Here is a 16,508-nt window from a genome sequence, read left to right as displayed (position 1 = left end):
GTCGCACGCACGCAGCAGGCGACTGGGATTTGACGGCTCACGACTGTGGAACCCCCGACGCAGACGCCGGTGCAGGTTGCGTGCCAGCTCCCGACTGCTGAGTCGCGGCACTGCCAGCGCTACGTCGCGTGTCGAGATTGCGCGAAATCACCAATACCACGCGGCGGTTTCGCCCCCTGCCCTCCGCTGTGGCATTGTCGGCTACCGGCTGGAACTCACCATAGCCTACGGCCGCCAGACGTGAGGGGTCGACACCATCCATGGCGAGCATGCGCACGATGCTCGACGCACGCGCCGAAGACAGCTCCCAGTTGGTTGGATACTGGGCAGTCTGGATCGGTAGATTGTCGGTAAATCCCTCGACCTTAACCGGGTTCTGATAAGGCGCCAGAATCTTGGCGACCTTCTCGATAATATCGAATGCCTGATTGTTCGGGATCGCATCGCCGCTGGGAAACAGCAGGCTGGAGCTCAGCTCGATTTCGATCCACATCTCGTTGCCACGCACGGTCAGCTGATCGCTCTGGATCAACTCACCAAATGCCTCTCGCACACTGGAGGCAATGTTTTGCAAGGTGGAATCCGAACTGGGATCGTCGAGCGCGGTGTTGTCGGGCTCACTGGTGCGAGGTCGCTCCTCACCAACGGGAATCGGCTTGATCGAGCGATCAGGCTGATTGAATACACCGGTCAGAGACTCCGAGAGAATCTTGTACTTGCCTTCGTTGATCGAGGAGATCGAATACATCACCACGAAGAAGGCGAACAACAAGGTGATGAAGTCGGCGTAGGAAACCAGCCAACGCTCGTGATTCTCGTGTTCCTCATGATGCCGCCTGCGCGCCATGCCATACCTCCATCAGTCCATGAAGCCTTGCAGCTTCAGCTCGATGGAACGTGGGTTTTCACCCTCGGCGATGGACAGGATGCCTTCGAGAAGCATCTCGCGATAACGCGACTGGCGCAGCGCGATGGACTTGAGCTTGTTGCCCGCCGGCAACAGCAGCAGGTTGGCGAAACCGACGCCGTAGATGGTGGCGACGAAGGCCACGGCAATACCGCTACCGAGCATGCTCGGGTCGGCCAGATTGCCCATCACGTGAATCAGGCCCATTACCGCGCCAATGATACCGATGGTCGGAGCGTAGCCGCCCATGCTCTCAAACACCTTGGCCGCCTGGATATCGCGCGCCTCCTGGGTGTAGAGATCGACCTCGAGGATGCTGCGAATGGACTCAGGCTCGGCGCCGTCGACCAGCAACTGCAAGCCCTTGCGCGCGTACGGATCGGGCTCGGCATCAGCCACTGCCTCCAGACCCAGCAGGCCCTCCTTGCGCGCCACCATGCTCCAACCGACCACGCGATTGATGCCGCCCACCAGATCGATGCGTGGCGGGAAGAAGATCCAGCGCACAATCCCCATGGCGCGCTTGAACACCTGCACCGGCGCCTGGAGAAAAGCGGCGCCCAGCGTACCGCCAATGACGATCAGCGCCGCCGGGCCGTTGAGCAGCGCCCCGGCGTTGCCCCCTTCAAGGTAATTGCCACCCAGAATGGCAACGAACGCCAGGATGACGCCGATTAGGCTCAATACATCCATGCGCAGGTTCCACACTTAGCCTTGGTCACTGGCACGCCTCGGTCAGGTGCCGACCGATGTCATCCAGACCGTAAACCGCATCGGCCAGGTTGGCCTTGACCACCGCCATGGGCATGCCATAGATCACGCAACTGGCTTCATCCTGCGCCCATACCTGACTGCCACCCTGCTTGAGCAGGCGCGCACCCTCGCGGCCATCGGCGCCCATACCGGTCAGCACCACGGCAAGAACCTTGTCGCCGTAGGATTTGGCGGCAGAGCCAAAGGTGATATCAACGCAGGGTTTGTAGTTGAGACGCTCGTCACCGGGCAGAATCTTCACCACGCCACGCGCGTCGACCATCATCTGCTTGCCGCCAGGCGCCAGCAGCGCGAGCCCGGGACGCAGGACATCGCCGTCCTCGGCCTCCTTGACCTGAATGCGGCATAGCTTGTCCAGGCGCTCGGCGAAGGCCTTGGTAAACGCGGCGGGCATATGCTGGATCAGCACCAGTGGCGCCGGGAAATTGCCCGGCAACTGAGTCAACACCCGCTGCAGCGCCACCGGACCGCCCGTGGAGGTGCCGATGGCCACCAACTTGTAGGCCTTGCGCTTGGGCGCTGGCGATACAGGAGCTGCGCCACCGGCCGAGACCGCTGGACGTGCAGCAGCGGTGGGCGCCGGAGCAGCCGGCCGCGTCGAAACGGCTGGACGACTAGTCGGCGCCGCACTCGGGCTGGCTGCGGTCGGCGCCACTGCAGCGGAGCTGAAACGACGATTGCTGCGGGCGATGCTGTGGACCTTCTCGCACAGCATCTGCTTGACCTTCTCGGGATTGCGCGAGATGTCTTCGAAGTTCTTCGGCAGGAAATCCACCGCACCGGCATCCAGCGCATCGAGCGTAACGCGGGCGCCTTCATGGGTGAGCGAGGAGAACATCAAGACCGGAGTCGGGCAACGCTGCATGATGTTTCGTACTGCGGTGATGCCGTCCATCATCGGCATCTCGTAATCCATGGTGATCACGTCTGGCTTGAGTGCCAGCGCCTGATCGATGGCCTCGCGCCCGTTGGTGGCCGTGCCCACGACCTGAATGCTGGGGTCAGCAGACAGAATTTCCGAAACGCGCCGGCGGAAGAAACCGGAGTCGTCCACCACCAGAACCTTAACAGCCATACACTCTCCTAGACGGCGCGAAGCCATGGCCCGCGCCGCAAAACATCAGAAACGTCGAGCGTAGCGCTTGAGCATGCTCGGTACGTCGAGAATCAACGCGATGCGTCCGTCGCCGGTGATCGTGGCGCCAGACATCCCGGGCGTGCCTTGCAGCATCTTGCCCAGTGGCTTGATTACCACTTCTTCCTGACCGACCAATTGATCGACGACAAAACCGATGCGTTGGCTGCCAACGGTGAGAATCACCACGTGACCTTCGCGCTGCCCTTCGTGGAAGGCCTGCGGCACCAGCCAGCGCTTGAGATAGAACAGCGGCAACGCCTTGTCGCGCACGATCACCACCTCCTGGCCGTCGACCACGTTAGTGCGCGACAGGTCGAGGTGGAAGATCTCGTTGACGTTGACCAGCGGGAAGGCGAAGGCCTGATTTTCCAGCATCACCATCAGCGTCGGCATGATCGCCAGGGTCAGCGGCACCTTGATGATGATCTTCGAACCCTGGCCCTTCTGCGAGAACACGTTCACCGTGCCGTTGAGCTGGGTGATCTTGGTCTTGACCACGTCCATGCCCACGCCACGGCCGGACACGTCGGAAATCTCGGTCTTGGTCGAGAAACCCGGGGCGAAGATCAGGTTGTAGCATTCGAACTCGTTGAGACGATCGGCTGCGTCCTTGTCCAGCAGGCCTTTCTCCACCGCCTTGGCACGCAGCACGTCGGCATCCATACCTTTTCCGTCATCGGTGATCGACAACAGGATATGGTCGCCTTCCTGCTCGGCGGACAGCACCACGCGGCCTGCGCGGGCCTTGCCAGCCTTCTCGCGTTCTTCGGGGGTTTCCACGCCGTGGTCGACGGCGTTGCGCACCAAGTGCACCAGCGGGTCGGCCAGCGCCTCGACCAGGTTCTTGTCGAGATCGGTCTCCTCGCCCACCAGCTCGAGGTTAATTTCCTTCTTCAAGTTACGCGCCAGATCGCGGACCAGGCGCGGGAAGCGGCCGAAGACCTTCTTGATCGGCTGCATGCGGGTCTTCATCACTGAGGTCTGCAGATCCGCCGTGACCACATCGAGGTTCGACACCGCCTTGGACATGGCTTCGTCGCCGCTATTGAGCCCCAGGCGCACCAGACGGTTACGCACCAGCACCAGCTCGCCGACCATGTTCATGATTTCGTCGAGACGTGCGGTATCGACCCGTACGGTGGTTTCCGCTTCGCTCGCGGCAGGTGCCTTGTCAGCGGCCGGAGCCGATGCGGCAGGAGCACGGGCAGGCGCAGGTGCAGGCTCAGACTTGGCCGCAGCAGGCTTGGCTGCCGGCGCAGCGGCCTTGGGTGTGGCAAGCGGTTTTTCAGCGGCTGCAGGCGCAGGCGTCGGCTCGCTAGGCGGCACGAACTTGCCCTTGCCGTGCAACTGATCGAGCAAGGATTCGAATTCGTCGTCGGTGATCTCGTCACCAGCCGGAGCTGGTGCGGCGGCAACAGCAGCGACTGGCGCTGCCGCTTCGGCCGCAGCGGAGAACTGACCTTTGCCATGCAACTGGTCGAGCAGCGCTTCGAACTCGTCGTCGGTGATGTCATCGCCTGCCGGCGCGGCTGCCGGAGCCGAGGCCACTGGCGCAGCGACAGGGGGCTCGACCGTACCGGCGAACTGCCCCTTGCCATGTAGCTGATCGAGCAGCGATTCGAACTCGTCGTCGGTGATCTCGTCGCCACCAGCACTGGGTTCAGGGCTCGCATTGGTCGCCGGGGCCTCACCCAGCGCGTCGAGCAGTTGCTCGAATTCGCTATCGGTGATGTCGCCAGACGCGACAGGCGCGGCAACGGACGCGGGCTCTGGTTCCGGCTCAGGCTCGGCCTGCTGTACCGGCGCAGGCGCCGGCTCGGCACCTGCCGGTTCAGCCAGGCGCGCCAGTGCGGCCAGCAGCTCCGGCGTGGCAGGCGTCGGCTCGCGGCGCTCACGCACCTCGCCGAACATGCCATTGACAGCATCAAGAGCCTCGAGCACCACATCCATCAGTTCCGAGTCGACGCGACGCTCACCCTTGCGCAGGATGTCGAAGACGTTTTCGGCGATATGGCAGCATTCAACCAGCTCGTTGAGCTGGAGGAAACCCGCTCCGCCCTTCACGGTATGGAAACCGCGGAAGATGGCGTTGAGCAGGTTCATGTCGTCCGGTCGGCTTTCCAGCTCGACTAATTGTTCGGACAACTGTTCGAGAATCTCGCCGGCCTCTACCAGAAAATCCTGGAGGATCTCTTCATCGGCGCCGAAGCTCATATTGTGTGCTCCTTAGAACCCTAGGCTGGACAGCAGGTCATCTACATCGTCCTGGCTGGAGGCGACGTCATCACGCTTATCGGCATGAATCTGTGGACCTTCACCCCGCGATGGCTCTTTTAATTTTTCCTGTTCGGTGCGCAGCTCTTCGTGATCGTGCTGAATACCGGCAAAACGGTCGACCTGGCTGGCCATGAGCATCAGCTTGAGCAGGTTGCTTTCCACTTCGGTCACCAGTTGGGTGACACGCTTGATCACCTGACCGGTAAGGTCCTGGTAATCCTGCGCCAGCAGAATGTCGTTGAGGTGGCCGGACAGCTTGGCGCCATCTCGTTCGCTACGGGCGAGAAACAGCTCGACGCGCTTGGCCAGTTCACGGAAACCATCGGCACCGATTTCACGGCGCATGAAGCGACCCCATTCGACGCCCAGGCTCTGCGCCTCGTCGCTCAGGTCATTGACCAGCGGCGCGCTCTGCTCGACCAGATCCATGGTCCGGTTGGCAGCCTTCTCGGTCATGGTTACGACGTAGTTGAGGCGCTCGGTCGCGTCGGCGATCTGCGACAGCTCCTGAGCATGCGGCATGCGCGGGTCGAGCTGAAAATTGACAATAGCGTTGTGCAGCTCACGGGTCAGTTTGCCGACCTCGTGATAAAGACCTCGATCACGAACCTTGTTGAGCTCGTTGATCAGTTGCACCGCGTTGCCGAAGTTACCTTTTTCGAGGCTATCAACCAGCTCACGGGCATTGGTTTTCAGGGACGACTCAAGATCGCCCATCGTGGAATCATCGTGTTCCATAGCACCCTCGCGGCTGACATCAGCCGTTGACCCGCTCGAAGATCTTCTCGATCTTTTCCTTCAGCACCTGGGCAGTGAAGGGTTTGACCACATAACCATTCACGCCGGCCTGAGCCGCCTCGATGATCTGATCGCGCTTGGCTTCAGCGGTCACCATCAGCACTGGCAGATGCTTGAGGCGCTCATCGGCACGCACGGCACGCAGCAGGTCGATACCGGTCATGCCCGGCATGTTCCAGTCGGTCACCAGAAAGTCGAAGCTGCCGCTCTGCAGCATCGGCAGCGCCGAGGTGCCGTCATCGGCTTCCGCGGTGTTGGTGAAACCCAAATCCCGCAAGAGGTTCTTGATGATCCGTCGCATCGTCGAGAAATCGTCAACGATGAGGATTTTCATGTTCTTGTCCAAGTCGACCTCCGTACAGTCCCAAACGTATTGCGCTTGCAACTACGTCCTTTAATCGTGAAACCGCTTCCGCCTGCGAGTACGTCGCCTTCAGCCAGCGCGCCATTCGCTCAACCGTGAACGCAGACGCGCTGCGCATTGGCTGTGCAACTGGCTCACACGTGACTCGCTAACCCCCAGCACTTCACCGATTTCTTTCAAGTTCAGTTCTTCATCGTAATACAGCGCCAGCACGAGGCGTTCACGCTCCGGCAAACCGGCAATGGCATTGGCCAAAGCCGTCTGGAAACGTTCGTCTTCGAGGTCCCGCGAAGGTTCGAGGTGGGTGTGCCCGGCGTCTTCGTGCAACCCGCCGTGCTCGCCGTCCTGCACCAGGTCGTCGAAGCTGAACAGGCGGCTGCCCAAAGTGTCGCCAAGAATGCCGTAGTAATCCTCCAGACTCAATTGGAGTTCGGCCGCAACCTCGTGATCTTTAGCGTCACGTCCGGTTCTCGCCTCTACGGCGCGAATCGCATCGCTGACCATCCGGCTGTTGCGGTGTACCGAACGAGGCGCCCAGTCACCCTTGCGCACCTCGTCGAGCATGGAGCCGCGAATGCGAATACCGGCGAACGTTTCAAAGCTGGCACCCTTGCTGGAGTCGTATTTGCGCGAGGCTTCGAGCAGGCCGATCATGCCGGCCTGAATCAGATCGTCGACCTGCACGCTGGCCGGCAAGCGGGCCAGCAGGTGGTAGGCGATACGCTTGACCAGAGGCGCGTAGCGCTCGATCAGCTGATGCTGGGAATCCTGCGCCTGAGCCTTGTTGTACATACGAAGTCCAGAGGCTGCTGTCATACGGCCGAGTCTGCAGTCGGTTGCTGCACCAGACGCTCGACGAAAAACTCCAGATGGCCACGGGGATTGGCCGGCAGCGGCCAGGTGTCAACCTTCTGAGCTATCGCCTTGAACGCCAGAGCGCACTTGGAGCGAGGGAAGGCTTCATACACAGCACGCTGCTTCTGTACGGCTTTGCGCACGCACTCGTCATAGGGCACGGCACCGACATACTGCAGAGCAACATCGAGGAAGCGATCCGTCACCTTGGTCAGCTTAGCAAAGAGATTGCGACCTTCCTGCGGACTGTGGGCCATGTTGGCCAACACGCGAAAGCGACTGATGCCGTGATCACGGTTGAGCAGCTTGATCAGCGCGTAGGCGTCGGTGATTGAAGTGGGCTCGTCGCACACCACCACGAGGATTTCCTGCGCGGCGCGAACGAAGCTCACTACCGCGTCGCCGATACCTGCCGCGGTATCGATCACCAGCACGTCGAGATTCTCGCTGATATCGCTGAACGCCTGGATCAAGCCGGCGTGCTGCATTGGCGTCAGGCTGACCATACTCTGCGTGCCGGAGGCTGCCGGCACGATGCGGACACCGCCCGGCCCTTGCAACAGCACGTCACGCAGATCGCACTCGCCGGCGATCACATCGGCCAGCGTGCGCTTGGGCGTCAACCCCAACAGAACGTCGACGTTGGCCAGACCAAGGTCGGCGTCCATCAGCATTACCCGGCGACCGAGATCGGCCAGGGCCATGGACAGATTGACCGACACGTTGGTCTTACCGACGCCACCCTTGCCGCCAGTCACCGCAATCACCTGTACGGGATGCATACCCATGTTCTCTTTACACCTTGTCTAACTTCGACTTGGCCGTCAGGCCGTTCACTCCCACACAACCTGCGCGAGAGGGTGCAACATTATCGCCGCTTCAGCCGGCTCGCTGCGTCGGGTTGTGATAGAGGCCGGCGAACATCTGCGCCATGGCATCTTCACTTGGCTCCTCGGCGGCCTGCAAACCTACTGCCCGGCTCACCAGCTGATGGCTGCGCGGCACCTGCAGATTGTCCGGAATCCGCGGTCCGTCTGTCACATAGGCTACCGGCAGTTGCTGGCCTATAGCCAGGCCTAAAACCTCGCCCAGGCTCGCGGCCTCGTCCAGTTTCGTCAGTATGCAGCCTGAAAGGCCACAACGCTTGTAACTATGGTAGGCCGCCTTGAGCACTTGGCTCTGACTTGTTGCAGCCAGTACCAGATAATTTTTTGCCTTGATGCGCGCCGAAGCCAGACTTTCCAGTTGCAGGCGCAAGGCGGGATCGTTGCCCGGCAAGCCGGCGGTATCGACCAGCACCACGCGTTTCTTGGCTAGCGGCGCCAGGGATTGCAGCAGAGACTGCCCCGGATCGACCTGGGTCACCGATACACCGAGGATACGCCCGAGGGTCTTGAGTTGCTCCTGCGCACCGATGCGGAAGCTGTCCATACTGACCAGAGCGACCTGTTGCGAGCCGTACTTAAGCACGTAGCGTGCAGCCAGCTTGGCCAGCGTGGTGGTTTTGCCCATGCCAGCCGGGCCGACCAGAGCGATGACACCGCCCTCCTCCAGTGGCTCGACCTTGGGCGTCTTGATCGCATGCGCCAGATGCGCCAGCAGCATGCGCCAGGCCTGACGCGGCTCGGCAACGCCAGCCACCTTGCTCAGCAGCGCCTGCGACAGTTCGGCGGACAAGCCCATGCGTTGCAGACGACGCCACAGATTGGCCTGTTGCGGACGACGAGTTTGCAGTTGCCCCCAGGCGATGGAGCCCAGTTGCACCTCAATCAGCTCGCGCAGGCCGTGCAGTTCGAAACGCATGGCATCCAGCGCCCGTGGATCGACTGCGGGCGTGGCAGGCGCTGCGGCTTCGACCGGGCGCTGCGGTTTGACCGGCGTTGCCAGCAGCTCGGGTGCCAGCAGCGATTCGTTGGCGAACAGTTGACGATCCTTGCCGCCATCCTGTTCGGCACGCGTGGTCAGCTCGGCCTGGGCGTTGGCAATACGCGCCTGGGTCTTGCGCAACTCGGCCTCCAGCGCGGGATTCGCACGCACCGGCGCCGGCGCCTGGTAGTCCAGCGCAGCAGTCAACTCGACGCCACCGGCGACACGGCGATTGCCGATGATCGAGGCGTCGGCACCCAACTCGTCACGCACCAGTTTCATGGCGGTCCGCATATCGGCGGCGAAGAAGCGTTTGACCTGCATGACCCTTTACCTCAGTTCTGGCCAACCGTAGCGACTATGGTGACCTGCTTGTTGTCCGGAATTTCCTGGTACGCCAGCACATGCATGCTGGGCACCGCCAGCCGCGCGAAGCGCGAGAGCATCGCCCGGACCGGTCCGGCCACCAGCAGAATCACCGGCTTGCCGAGCATTTCCTGGCGCTGCGCCGCTTCCACCAGGGAACGCTGCAGCTTCTCGGCCATGCCAGGTTCGAGGAGGATGCCATCCTCACTGCCCTGACCGGCCTTCTGAAGACTGTTCAGCAATATCTGTTCCAACCTTGGCTCAAGGGTGATCACAGGCAGCTCCGGCTCTAGTCCCACAACGCTTTGCACGATGGCGCGGGCCAGCGAAACGCGAACGGCAGCGACCATGGCGGCGGGATCTTGACTCTTTGGCGCGACGTTGGCGATCGCCTCGGCAATGGTACGGATGTCGCGCACCGGCACCTGCTCCTGCAGCAACGCCTGCAATACCTTGAGCAAGGTCGACAGCGACACCAGCCCCGGCACCAGCTCCTCGGCCAGTTTGGGCGAGCTCTTGGCCAGCAATTGCAACAGTTGCTGCACTTCCTCGTGCCCCAGCAGCTCGTGAGCATGCTTGTGCAGGATCTGATTGAGATGAGTGGCGACCACGGTGCTGGCGTCGACCACGGTGTAGCCCAGCGATTGCGCCTGATCGCGCTGACTGGGATCGATCCATACCGCTTCCAGGCCGAACGCCGGATCCTTGGCGGCGATACCATTGAGCGGACCGAACACCTGACCGGGGTTGATCGCCAGCTCACGATCCGGATAGACCTCTGCCTCGGCGACGCTGACGCCCATCAGCGTCAAACGATAGGCATTGGGCGCCAGATCGAGGTTGTCGCGGATATGCACCGAAGGCATGAGGAAACCCATTTCCTGCGAGAGCTTCTTGCGCACCCCCTTGATCCGCGCCAGCAGTTGGCCACCCTGGTTGCGATCGACCAGCGGGATCAGCCGATACCCCACTTCCAGGCCGACCATATCCACCGGAGTCACGTCATCCCAGCCCAGCTCCTTGACCTCCTGAGCCTTCTGCGCCGGCAGCAGCTCCTGTTGACGCTGGACTTCCTTGACCTCTTCTTCCTTGATCTTGCGCTGGCGGTGGGCGATCCAGTACGCGCCACCCGCAGCGATCAGACCCAGGCCGATGAAGGAAAAGTGCGGCATGCCCGGCACCAGGCCCATGGCGATCATGATCGCCGCCGCCACGGCCAGCGCACGGGGCGAGGCGAACATCTGCCGATTGACCTGCGCGCCCATGTCCTCGGAGGTGGATACGCGGGTCACCATCACCGCTGCCGCCGTGGACAGCAACAGGGAGGGAATCTGCGCTACCAGACCGTCACCGATGGTCAGCAGGGTGTAGACCTTGCCCGCATCGGAGAAGGCCAGGCTGTGCTGCAGCACGCCGATGGCGATACCGCCGATGAGGTTGATGAACAGGATCAGCAGACCGGCGATGGCGTCACCGCGAACGAACTTGCTGGCACCGTCCATGGAGCCGTAGAAATCGGCTTCTTGAGCCACTTCGCTGCGGCGCTTCTTGGCCTCGACCTGATCGATCAGGCCGGCATTGAGGTCGGCATCGATAGCCATCTGCTTGCCGGGCATGGCATCCAGGGTGAAACGCGCGCTGACTTCGGAAATACGCCCGGCACCCTTGGTGACCACCACGAAGTTGATGATCATGAGGATGGCGAAGACCACGATACCGACCACGTAGTTGCCGCCGATCACCACCTCGCCAAAGGCCTGGATCACCTGGCCAGCAGCGCCGTGCCCCTCATGCCCGTTGAGCAGCACCACCCGCGTTGAAGCGACGTTCAGCGCCAGACGCAGCAGCGTGGCGGCCAGCAGAATGGTCGGGAAAACCGCGAAATCCAGCGGGCGCAGCGCGTAGATACTGACCAGCAACACCACGATCGACAGCGCGATGCTGAAGGTGAACAACACGTCCAGCAGGAAGGGTGGGATCGGCAGCATGACCATGCCGAGCATGACCAGCAGCAGCAGGGGAATCCCCAGATTGCCGTGACGCAAGCCCGCCAGATTGCTGCGAACATCACCGATTAACTGTGCGCGATCTACTGCCACGTCCCTACCCCGAGCCATTCAATCTTTTGACGCGAAAATGCGCCTTGAAGGGGTAATGGCAAGAAGCGTTCCAGAAATGACGCAGTAGCGTGCAAGGCGCTCTTTACGAGTCGCGACGCAGGTCCGCAGGGATCGGCAGATCCGGCAACGGACCGGGCCGCTTGCCCTTGCCCGCCCGGTATTGCCGCAGCTGATAGACGTAGGCCAGCACCTGAGCCACTGCCAGGTACAGGCCTGCAGGAATCTCCTGATCCAGCTCGGTGGAGTAATACACGGCACGCGCCAGGGCCGGCGACTCCAGCACCATCACCTGGTGCTCCTGGGCAATCTCACGAATTTTCAGCGCCAGGAAGTCGCCACCCTTAGCCAGCATCACCGGAGCCCCGCCATTCTCCGGGTCGTACTTGAGCGCCACCGCGAAGTGGGTCGGGTTGGTGATCACCACGTCGGCCTGCGGTACGGCCTGCATCATCCGCCGCTCGGCCATTTCCCGCTGCAGCTGGCGAATACGGCCCTTGACCTCGGGCTTGCCCTCGGTGTCCTTGTACTCGTCGCGCACTTCCTGCTTGGTCATCATCAGCTTCTGCTTGTGACTCCACAGCTGGAACGGCACATCCACCGCCGCGATCAGGATCAAGCCGCACGACAACCAGAACGCACTCCAGCCAACCACCTTGAGGCTATGCAGGATGGCGGCTTCGAGCGGCTCGTTGGCAATCGCCAGCAGGTCGTCCTGGTCCACCGACAGCACCACCAGGGCGACTGCGAGAATCACCAGAAACTTGGCCAGTGCCTTGAGCAACTCGACCAAAGCCTGAACCGAAAACATACGTTTAAGGCCGGCCAGAGGGTTCATCCGGCTGGCCTTGGGTTGCAGCGCTTCGGCAGAAAACAGCCAGCCGCCCAACGCAATGGGGCCGATCACGGAGGCGATCAGCAAGGCGATCAGAAATGGCTGCGCCGCCAGCAGCGCCTGCTTGCCCGAGGCCAGCAGGTGCAGCGCCATGCTGCCCTCGTTCATCAACACGTCACGCGGCAGGCTGAAATTACCGCGCATGATATCCAGCAGCGCATTGCCCATGTAGGCGCCGAAGATGATCAGGGCCACGGTGCCGGTGAGGGTCACCGCCAGGGTGTTGAGCTCCTTGGAGCGAGCGATCTGACCTTTCTTGCGCGACTCTTCAAGCCGCTTGCCTGTGGGTTCCTCGCTCTTGTCGGCGCCACTTTCGCTCTCAGCCATGCTCGCCCCTCATCGCGTCAGGGCGAATTCGCCCAACTGCTGCAGGGCTTCGCTGGCCAGCGCCTGGAACAGGCTGCCGAAGTCGGAGAGACTTACCCAGAAGATCACCAGGCCCATGGCCAGGGTCAGCGGGAAACCGATGGAAAAGATGTTCAGCTGCGGCGCAGCGCGGGTCATCACGCCGAATGCCAGGTTGATCACCAGCAAGGCGGTGACGGCAGGCAGGGTCAACAGCAGGCCGGCGCCGATCACCCAGCCCAGCTTGCCGACCAGCTCCCAGTAGTGATTGACCATCATCCCCTGGCCATACGGCAGGGTGACGAAGCTCTCCGCCAAAATTTCCAATGCCACCAGGTGACCGTTGATGGCCAAAAACAGCAAGGTCACCAACATCAGCATGAACTGGCCGAGCACCGGCACGGAGACGCCGTTGGCCGGATCGACCATCGAGGCGAAGCCCAACCCCATCTGCATGGCAATGATCTGTCCGGCCACGGCGAACAGGTGGAAGAACAGCTGCAGGATGAAACCGAACATGGCACCGATGAGCACCTGCTCGAGGATCAGCAACAGACTGCGCAGGCTCAGCGCGTCCACCTGCGGCATTGGCGGCAATGTCGGCACCAGCAGCACGCTGATGGCCAGCGCCAGGTAGAGCCGCACGCGCGTCGGCACCAACTGGGTACCGAAGATCGGCATGACCATCAACATTGCGGCGATGCGAAACAACGGCAGCAGAAACTGGCCGACCCAGGCGCTGATTTGCTCGTTGCTCAACTCCAGCATCGCGCCCTGCCCCTCAACCTATGAGGTACGGAATGTTCTGTATCAACGTCTGGGTGTACTCCATCAACTGGCTCACCAGCCAGGGGCCGGCCCAGATCAGAGTCAGTAGCATCACCATCAGACGCGGCAGGAAGCTCAGGGTCTGTTCGTTGATCTGCGTAGCCGCCTGAAACATGGCGACCACCAGGCCCACCAGCAGGCTCGGCACCACTGCCAGACCAACGATCAGCACGATCAGCCAGAGCGCTTCGCGAAACAGATCAACTGCTACCTCGGGAGTCATCGTGAGCCTCGCTATATCGTGCCGAAACTGGCGGCAAGCGTCCCCATGATCAGCGCCCAGCCGTCGACCAGGACGAACAGCATGATCTTGAACGGCAATGAGATGATCAGTGGCGAAAGCATCATCATGCCCATTGCCATGAGGATGCTGGCGACCACCATGTCGATGATCAGAAACGGAATGAAGATCATGAAGCCGATCTGGAACGCGGTCTTCAGCTCGGAGGTGACGAACGCCGGCACCAGGATGGTCAGCGGCACGTCCTCGACACCCGCCAGGTCGGTACGCTTGGACAGGCGCACGAACAGCGCTAGATCACTCTCGCGGGTCTGCGCCAGCATGAAGTCGCGAATCGGCCCCTCAGCCCGCGTCAACGCCTCCTGGGCAACGATCTCTTCGTTGAGATAGGGCTGCAGGGCGTCGTTGTTGATGCGGTCGAACACCGGCGCCATGATGAACATCGTGAGAAACAGCGCCAACCCCACCAGGATCTGGTTCGACGGCGTCTGTTGCAGACCCAGCGCCTGCCGCAGGATGGAGAAGACGATGATGATCCGCGTGAAGCTGGTCATCAGCATGACGAACGCCGGGATGAAACTCAGCGCCGTCATGATCAGCAGAATCTGCAGACTGACCGAGTATTCCTGCTGCCCCTGAGCGTCGGTGGACAGCGTGATGGCCGGGATCGACAGCGGGTTGTTGCCCTGCTGAATCAGCGTAGTGGCGCCAGGCGGATCTTCGGCGAAAGCCAGTGAAGCGGCCAGGCTCAGCACCAGCACCAGCAACAAGCGCAGCATCAGGATTTGTCCTTCTGATCCTTGCCCAGCAGCTCCATCAGGCGCTGGGCGAACTCCGGTGTGGCAGGCTCGGCGTCTGGCAGGTGCACCGGCTCCTTGAGTACATGCAAAGGCGTGATGCGCCCCGCCGACAGGCCCAGCAGAATCTGCTCGTTACCCACCTGCACCAGCACCAGGCGATCACGCGGGCCGAGCGCCTGGCTCGACAGCAGCTTGATCACCTGCCCGCCACGCGGGCTCAGTCGCTGCACGCGGCGCAGCAGCCAGGCAAGCAGGAAGATCAGCCCGATGACCAGCAACAGGCCCAGCAACAATTGGCCGAGCTGGCCGGCGATATCACTGCCAGCCATGGGCGTGGCAGCCTTGCCGGCGGGTTCGGCAGCCAGCGCCAAACCCGGCAGCACCAACAGTAACGCGATGAGTCGGGCCATGATCAGCGCAGCTTCTTGATACGTTCGCTGGGGCTGATCACGTCCGTCAGGCGGATGCCGAACTTCTCGTTGACCACCACCACTTCACCATGAGCGATCAGGGTGCCATTGACCAGAACGTCGAGTGGCTCGCCGGCCAGACGATCGAGTTCGATCACCGAGCCCTGGTTGAGCTGCAGCAGGTTACGGATGGTGATGTCGGTGTTGCCCACCTCCATGGAAATCGACACCGGAATGTCGAGAATCACATCCAGGTTCGGCCCATCCAGGTTCACCGGCAGATTGCTCGGCGGCGGAGCGCTGCCAAATTCTTCCATCGGTGCACGGGGTGCTGCAGGTTGCGCAGGCTCAGCAGCGGCCTGCCCGGCCAGCATCGCATCGATATCGTCCTGATCGGCATCGCCCGCCTCGGCCAGCGCCGCGGCCCACTCATCGGCCAGTGCCTGCTCCTCGGGAGAGGTGTTTTCTTCGTCTGCCATCGTCTTTCCTCGCCTGGCTCCAGCTATTCGTTCGCATCGGGCTTGTCAGCCCTGAAGAGTTACCAGCGCCTCAGCGCTGGCGTTCGATGGGCTCCAGCACCTGCAGGGCCAGATTGCCCTTGTGTGCACCCAACTTGACCTTGAAGGTCGGCACGCCATTGGCGCGCATGACCACGTTCTCGGGCAGCTCCACCGGGATTACATCGCCCGGCTGCATATGCAGGATGTCGCGCAGCCTCAGCTGGCGGCGGGCAACGGTAGCGCCCAGCGGTACGCTGACATCGAGAATGTCCTCGCGCAGCGCCTTGATCCAACGCTCGTCCTGGTCGTCGACATCGGACTGGAAACCGGCATCGAGCATTTCGCGAATCGGCTCGATCATCGAGTACGGCATCGTGATGTGCAGGTCGCCACCACCGCCGTCGAGTTCGATGTGGAAGGTGGACACCACCACCACCTCACTGGGGCTGACGATGTTGGCCAGCGCCGGGTTGACCTCGGAGTTGACGTATTCGAAATTGATGTCCATTACCGCGTGCCAGGCCTCGCGCAGATCGACGAAGGCCTGATCGAGCACCATGCGCACCACGCGCAATTCGGTAGGGGTGAATTCGCGGCCTTCGATCTTGGCGTGACGCCCATCGCCGCCGAAGAAGTTGTCCACCAGCTTGAACACCAGCTTGGCGTCGAGGATGAACAGTCCGGTGCCACGCAACGGCTTCATTTTCACCAGGTTGAGGCTGGTCGGCACGTACAGCGAGTGCACGTATTCGCCGAACTTCATCACCTGCACGCCACCGACGGCGACGTCAGCCGAACGACGCAGCAGGTTGAACATGCTGATGCGGGTATAACGGGCGAAACGCTCGTTGATCATCTCCAGGGTCGGCATGCGCCCACGGACGATACGATCCTGGCTGGTCAGGTCATATTGCTTGACGCTCCCAGGCTCCGCAGCGTCCTCGGTTTCGACCAGACCGTCGTCAACACCATGCAACAGCGCATCGATCTCGTCCTGGGAAAGCAGGTCTTGCACGGCCATCTTCGG

At 61.8% G+C, this 16,508-nt stretch carries 17 protein-coding genes; all 17 read right to left on the bottom strand.

All coding sequences use genetic code 11. The annotated features are described in order from the left end of the window. Window positions 1-37: 37 nt before the first annotated feature. The 17 genes from motD to fliM all read right to left on the bottom strand — a co-directional run bounded on the left by motD (window position 38) and on the right by fliM (window position 16,502). Entirely contained in the window at window positions 38-847 is an 810-nt protein-coding gene (motD, locus tag ACN8M7_RS14075) for a flagellar motor protein MotD (protein ID WP_061241353.1), read from the bottom strand. 12 nt (window positions 848-859) lie between these two features. Next, window positions 860-1,600: a flagellar motor protein gene (locus ACN8M7_RS14070; RefSeq protein ID WP_490261146.1), complete on the bottom strand. Its 741-nt coding sequence runs from the start codon at window positions 1,598-1,600 to the stop codon at window positions 860-862. Between the two features lie 25 nt (window positions 1,601-1,625). Continuing rightward, complete coding sequence (locus tag ACN8M7_RS14065; RefSeq protein ID WP_490261145.1) at window positions 1,626-2,756, bottom strand: protein-glutamate methylesterase/protein-glutamine glutaminase; 1,131 nt, start codon at window positions 2,754-2,756, stop codon at window positions 1,626-1,628. A 45-nt stretch (window positions 2,757-2,801) separates the two neighbouring features. After that, window positions 2,802-5,033 carry a chemotaxis protein CheA gene (locus tag ACN8M7_RS14060; protein ID WP_490261144.1) on the bottom strand — a complete coding sequence of 744 codons (2,232 nt, stop codon included), beginning with the start codon at window positions 5,031-5,033 and terminating at the stop codon, window positions 2,802-2,804. 12 nt (window positions 5,034-5,045) lie between these two features. After that, the gene (locus ACN8M7_RS14055; RefSeq protein ID WP_061241362.1) at window positions 5,046-5,834 is read right to left on the bottom strand and encodes a protein phosphatase CheZ; all 789 of its coding nucleotides are present in this window, start codon (window positions 5,832-5,834) and stop codon (window positions 5,046-5,048) included. Window positions 5,835-5,853: 19 nt separating this feature from the next. Next, entirely contained in the window at window positions 5,854-6,228 is a 375-nt protein-coding gene (locus ACN8M7_RS14050; RefSeq protein WP_169968482.1) for a chemotaxis response regulator CheY, read from the bottom strand. A gap of 99 nt (window positions 6,229-6,327) precedes the next feature. After that, a complete protein-coding gene (fliA, locus tag ACN8M7_RS14045) occupies window positions 6,328-7,074 on the bottom strand; it encodes an RNA polymerase sigma factor FliA (RefSeq protein ID WP_061241364.1) in 747 nt (248 codons plus the stop codon). After that, a complete protein-coding gene (gene fleN / locus ACN8M7_RS14040; protein WP_162843938.1) occupies window positions 7,071-7,901 on the bottom strand; it encodes a flagellar synthesis regulator FleN in 831 nt (276 codons plus the stop codon). Before fleN ends, fliA begins: the two co-directional genes overlap by 4 nt. A gap of 91 nt (window positions 7,902-7,992) precedes the next feature. Further along, entirely contained in the window at window positions 7,993-9,303 is a 1,311-nt protein-coding gene (flhF, locus tag ACN8M7_RS14035; RefSeq protein ID WP_061241366.1) for a flagellar biosynthesis GTPase FlhF, read from the bottom strand. A gap of 11 nt (window positions 9,304-9,314) precedes the next feature. Next, on the bottom strand, window positions 9,315-11,462 hold the full coding sequence (gene flhA, locus ACN8M7_RS14030; RefSeq protein ID WP_061241368.1) for a flagellar biosynthesis protein FlhA: 2,148 nt from the start codon (window positions 11,460-11,462) through the stop codon (window positions 9,315-9,317). A gap of 85 nt (window positions 11,463-11,547) precedes the next feature. Continuing rightward, entirely contained in the window at window positions 11,548-12,684 is a 1,137-nt protein-coding gene (flhB, locus tag ACN8M7_RS14025; protein ID WP_061241371.1) for a flagellar biosynthesis protein FlhB, read from the bottom strand. Between the two features lie 9 nt (window positions 12,685-12,693). Then, window positions 12,694-13,470, bottom strand: coding sequence for a flagellar biosynthetic protein FliR (fliR, locus tag ACN8M7_RS14020; RefSeq protein ID WP_061241374.1), 777 nt, complete (start codon window positions 13,468-13,470; stop codon window positions 12,694-12,696). A 13-nt stretch (window positions 13,471-13,483) separates the two neighbouring features. Further along, window positions 13,484-13,753: a flagellar biosynthesis protein FliQ gene (gene fliQ, locus ACN8M7_RS14015; protein WP_061241377.1), complete on the bottom strand. Its 270-nt coding sequence runs from the start codon at window positions 13,751-13,753 to the stop codon at window positions 13,484-13,486. 11 nt (window positions 13,754-13,764) lie between these two features. Then, window positions 13,765-14,550, bottom strand: coding sequence for a flagellar type III secretion system pore protein FliP (fliP, locus tag ACN8M7_RS14010; RefSeq protein ID WP_061241378.1), 786 nt, complete (start codon window positions 14,548-14,550; stop codon window positions 13,765-13,767). After that, entirely contained in the window at window positions 14,550-14,981 is a 432-nt protein-coding gene (gene fliO, locus ACN8M7_RS14005; RefSeq protein WP_061241380.1) for a flagellar biosynthetic protein FliO, read from the bottom strand. Before fliO ends, fliP begins: the two co-directional genes overlap by 1 nt. 2 nt (window positions 14,982-14,983) lie before the next feature. Further along, on the bottom strand, window positions 14,984-15,460 hold the full coding sequence (gene fliN, locus ACN8M7_RS14000; RefSeq protein ID WP_061241383.1) for a flagellar motor switch protein FliN: 477 nt from the start codon (window positions 15,458-15,460) through the stop codon (window positions 14,984-14,986). A 70-nt stretch (window positions 15,461-15,530) separates the two neighbouring features. Further along, window positions 15,531-16,502 (bottom strand): flagellar motor switch protein FliM, encoded by a 972-nt coding sequence (gene fliM, locus ACN8M7_RS13995; protein WP_061241387.1) that lies wholly within the window; start codon window positions 16,500-16,502, stop codon window positions 15,531-15,533. Between the last annotated feature and the right edge of the window lie 6 nt (window positions 16,503-16,508).

The sequence above is a fragment of the Pseudomonas spartinae genome (assembly GCF_965197125.1).
GTDB lineage: Bacteria > Pseudomonadota > Gammaproteobacteria > Pseudomonadales > Pseudomonadaceae > Aquipseudomonas > Aquipseudomonas composti_A.
This window is presented reverse-complemented; position numbering and strand designations above follow the sequence as displayed.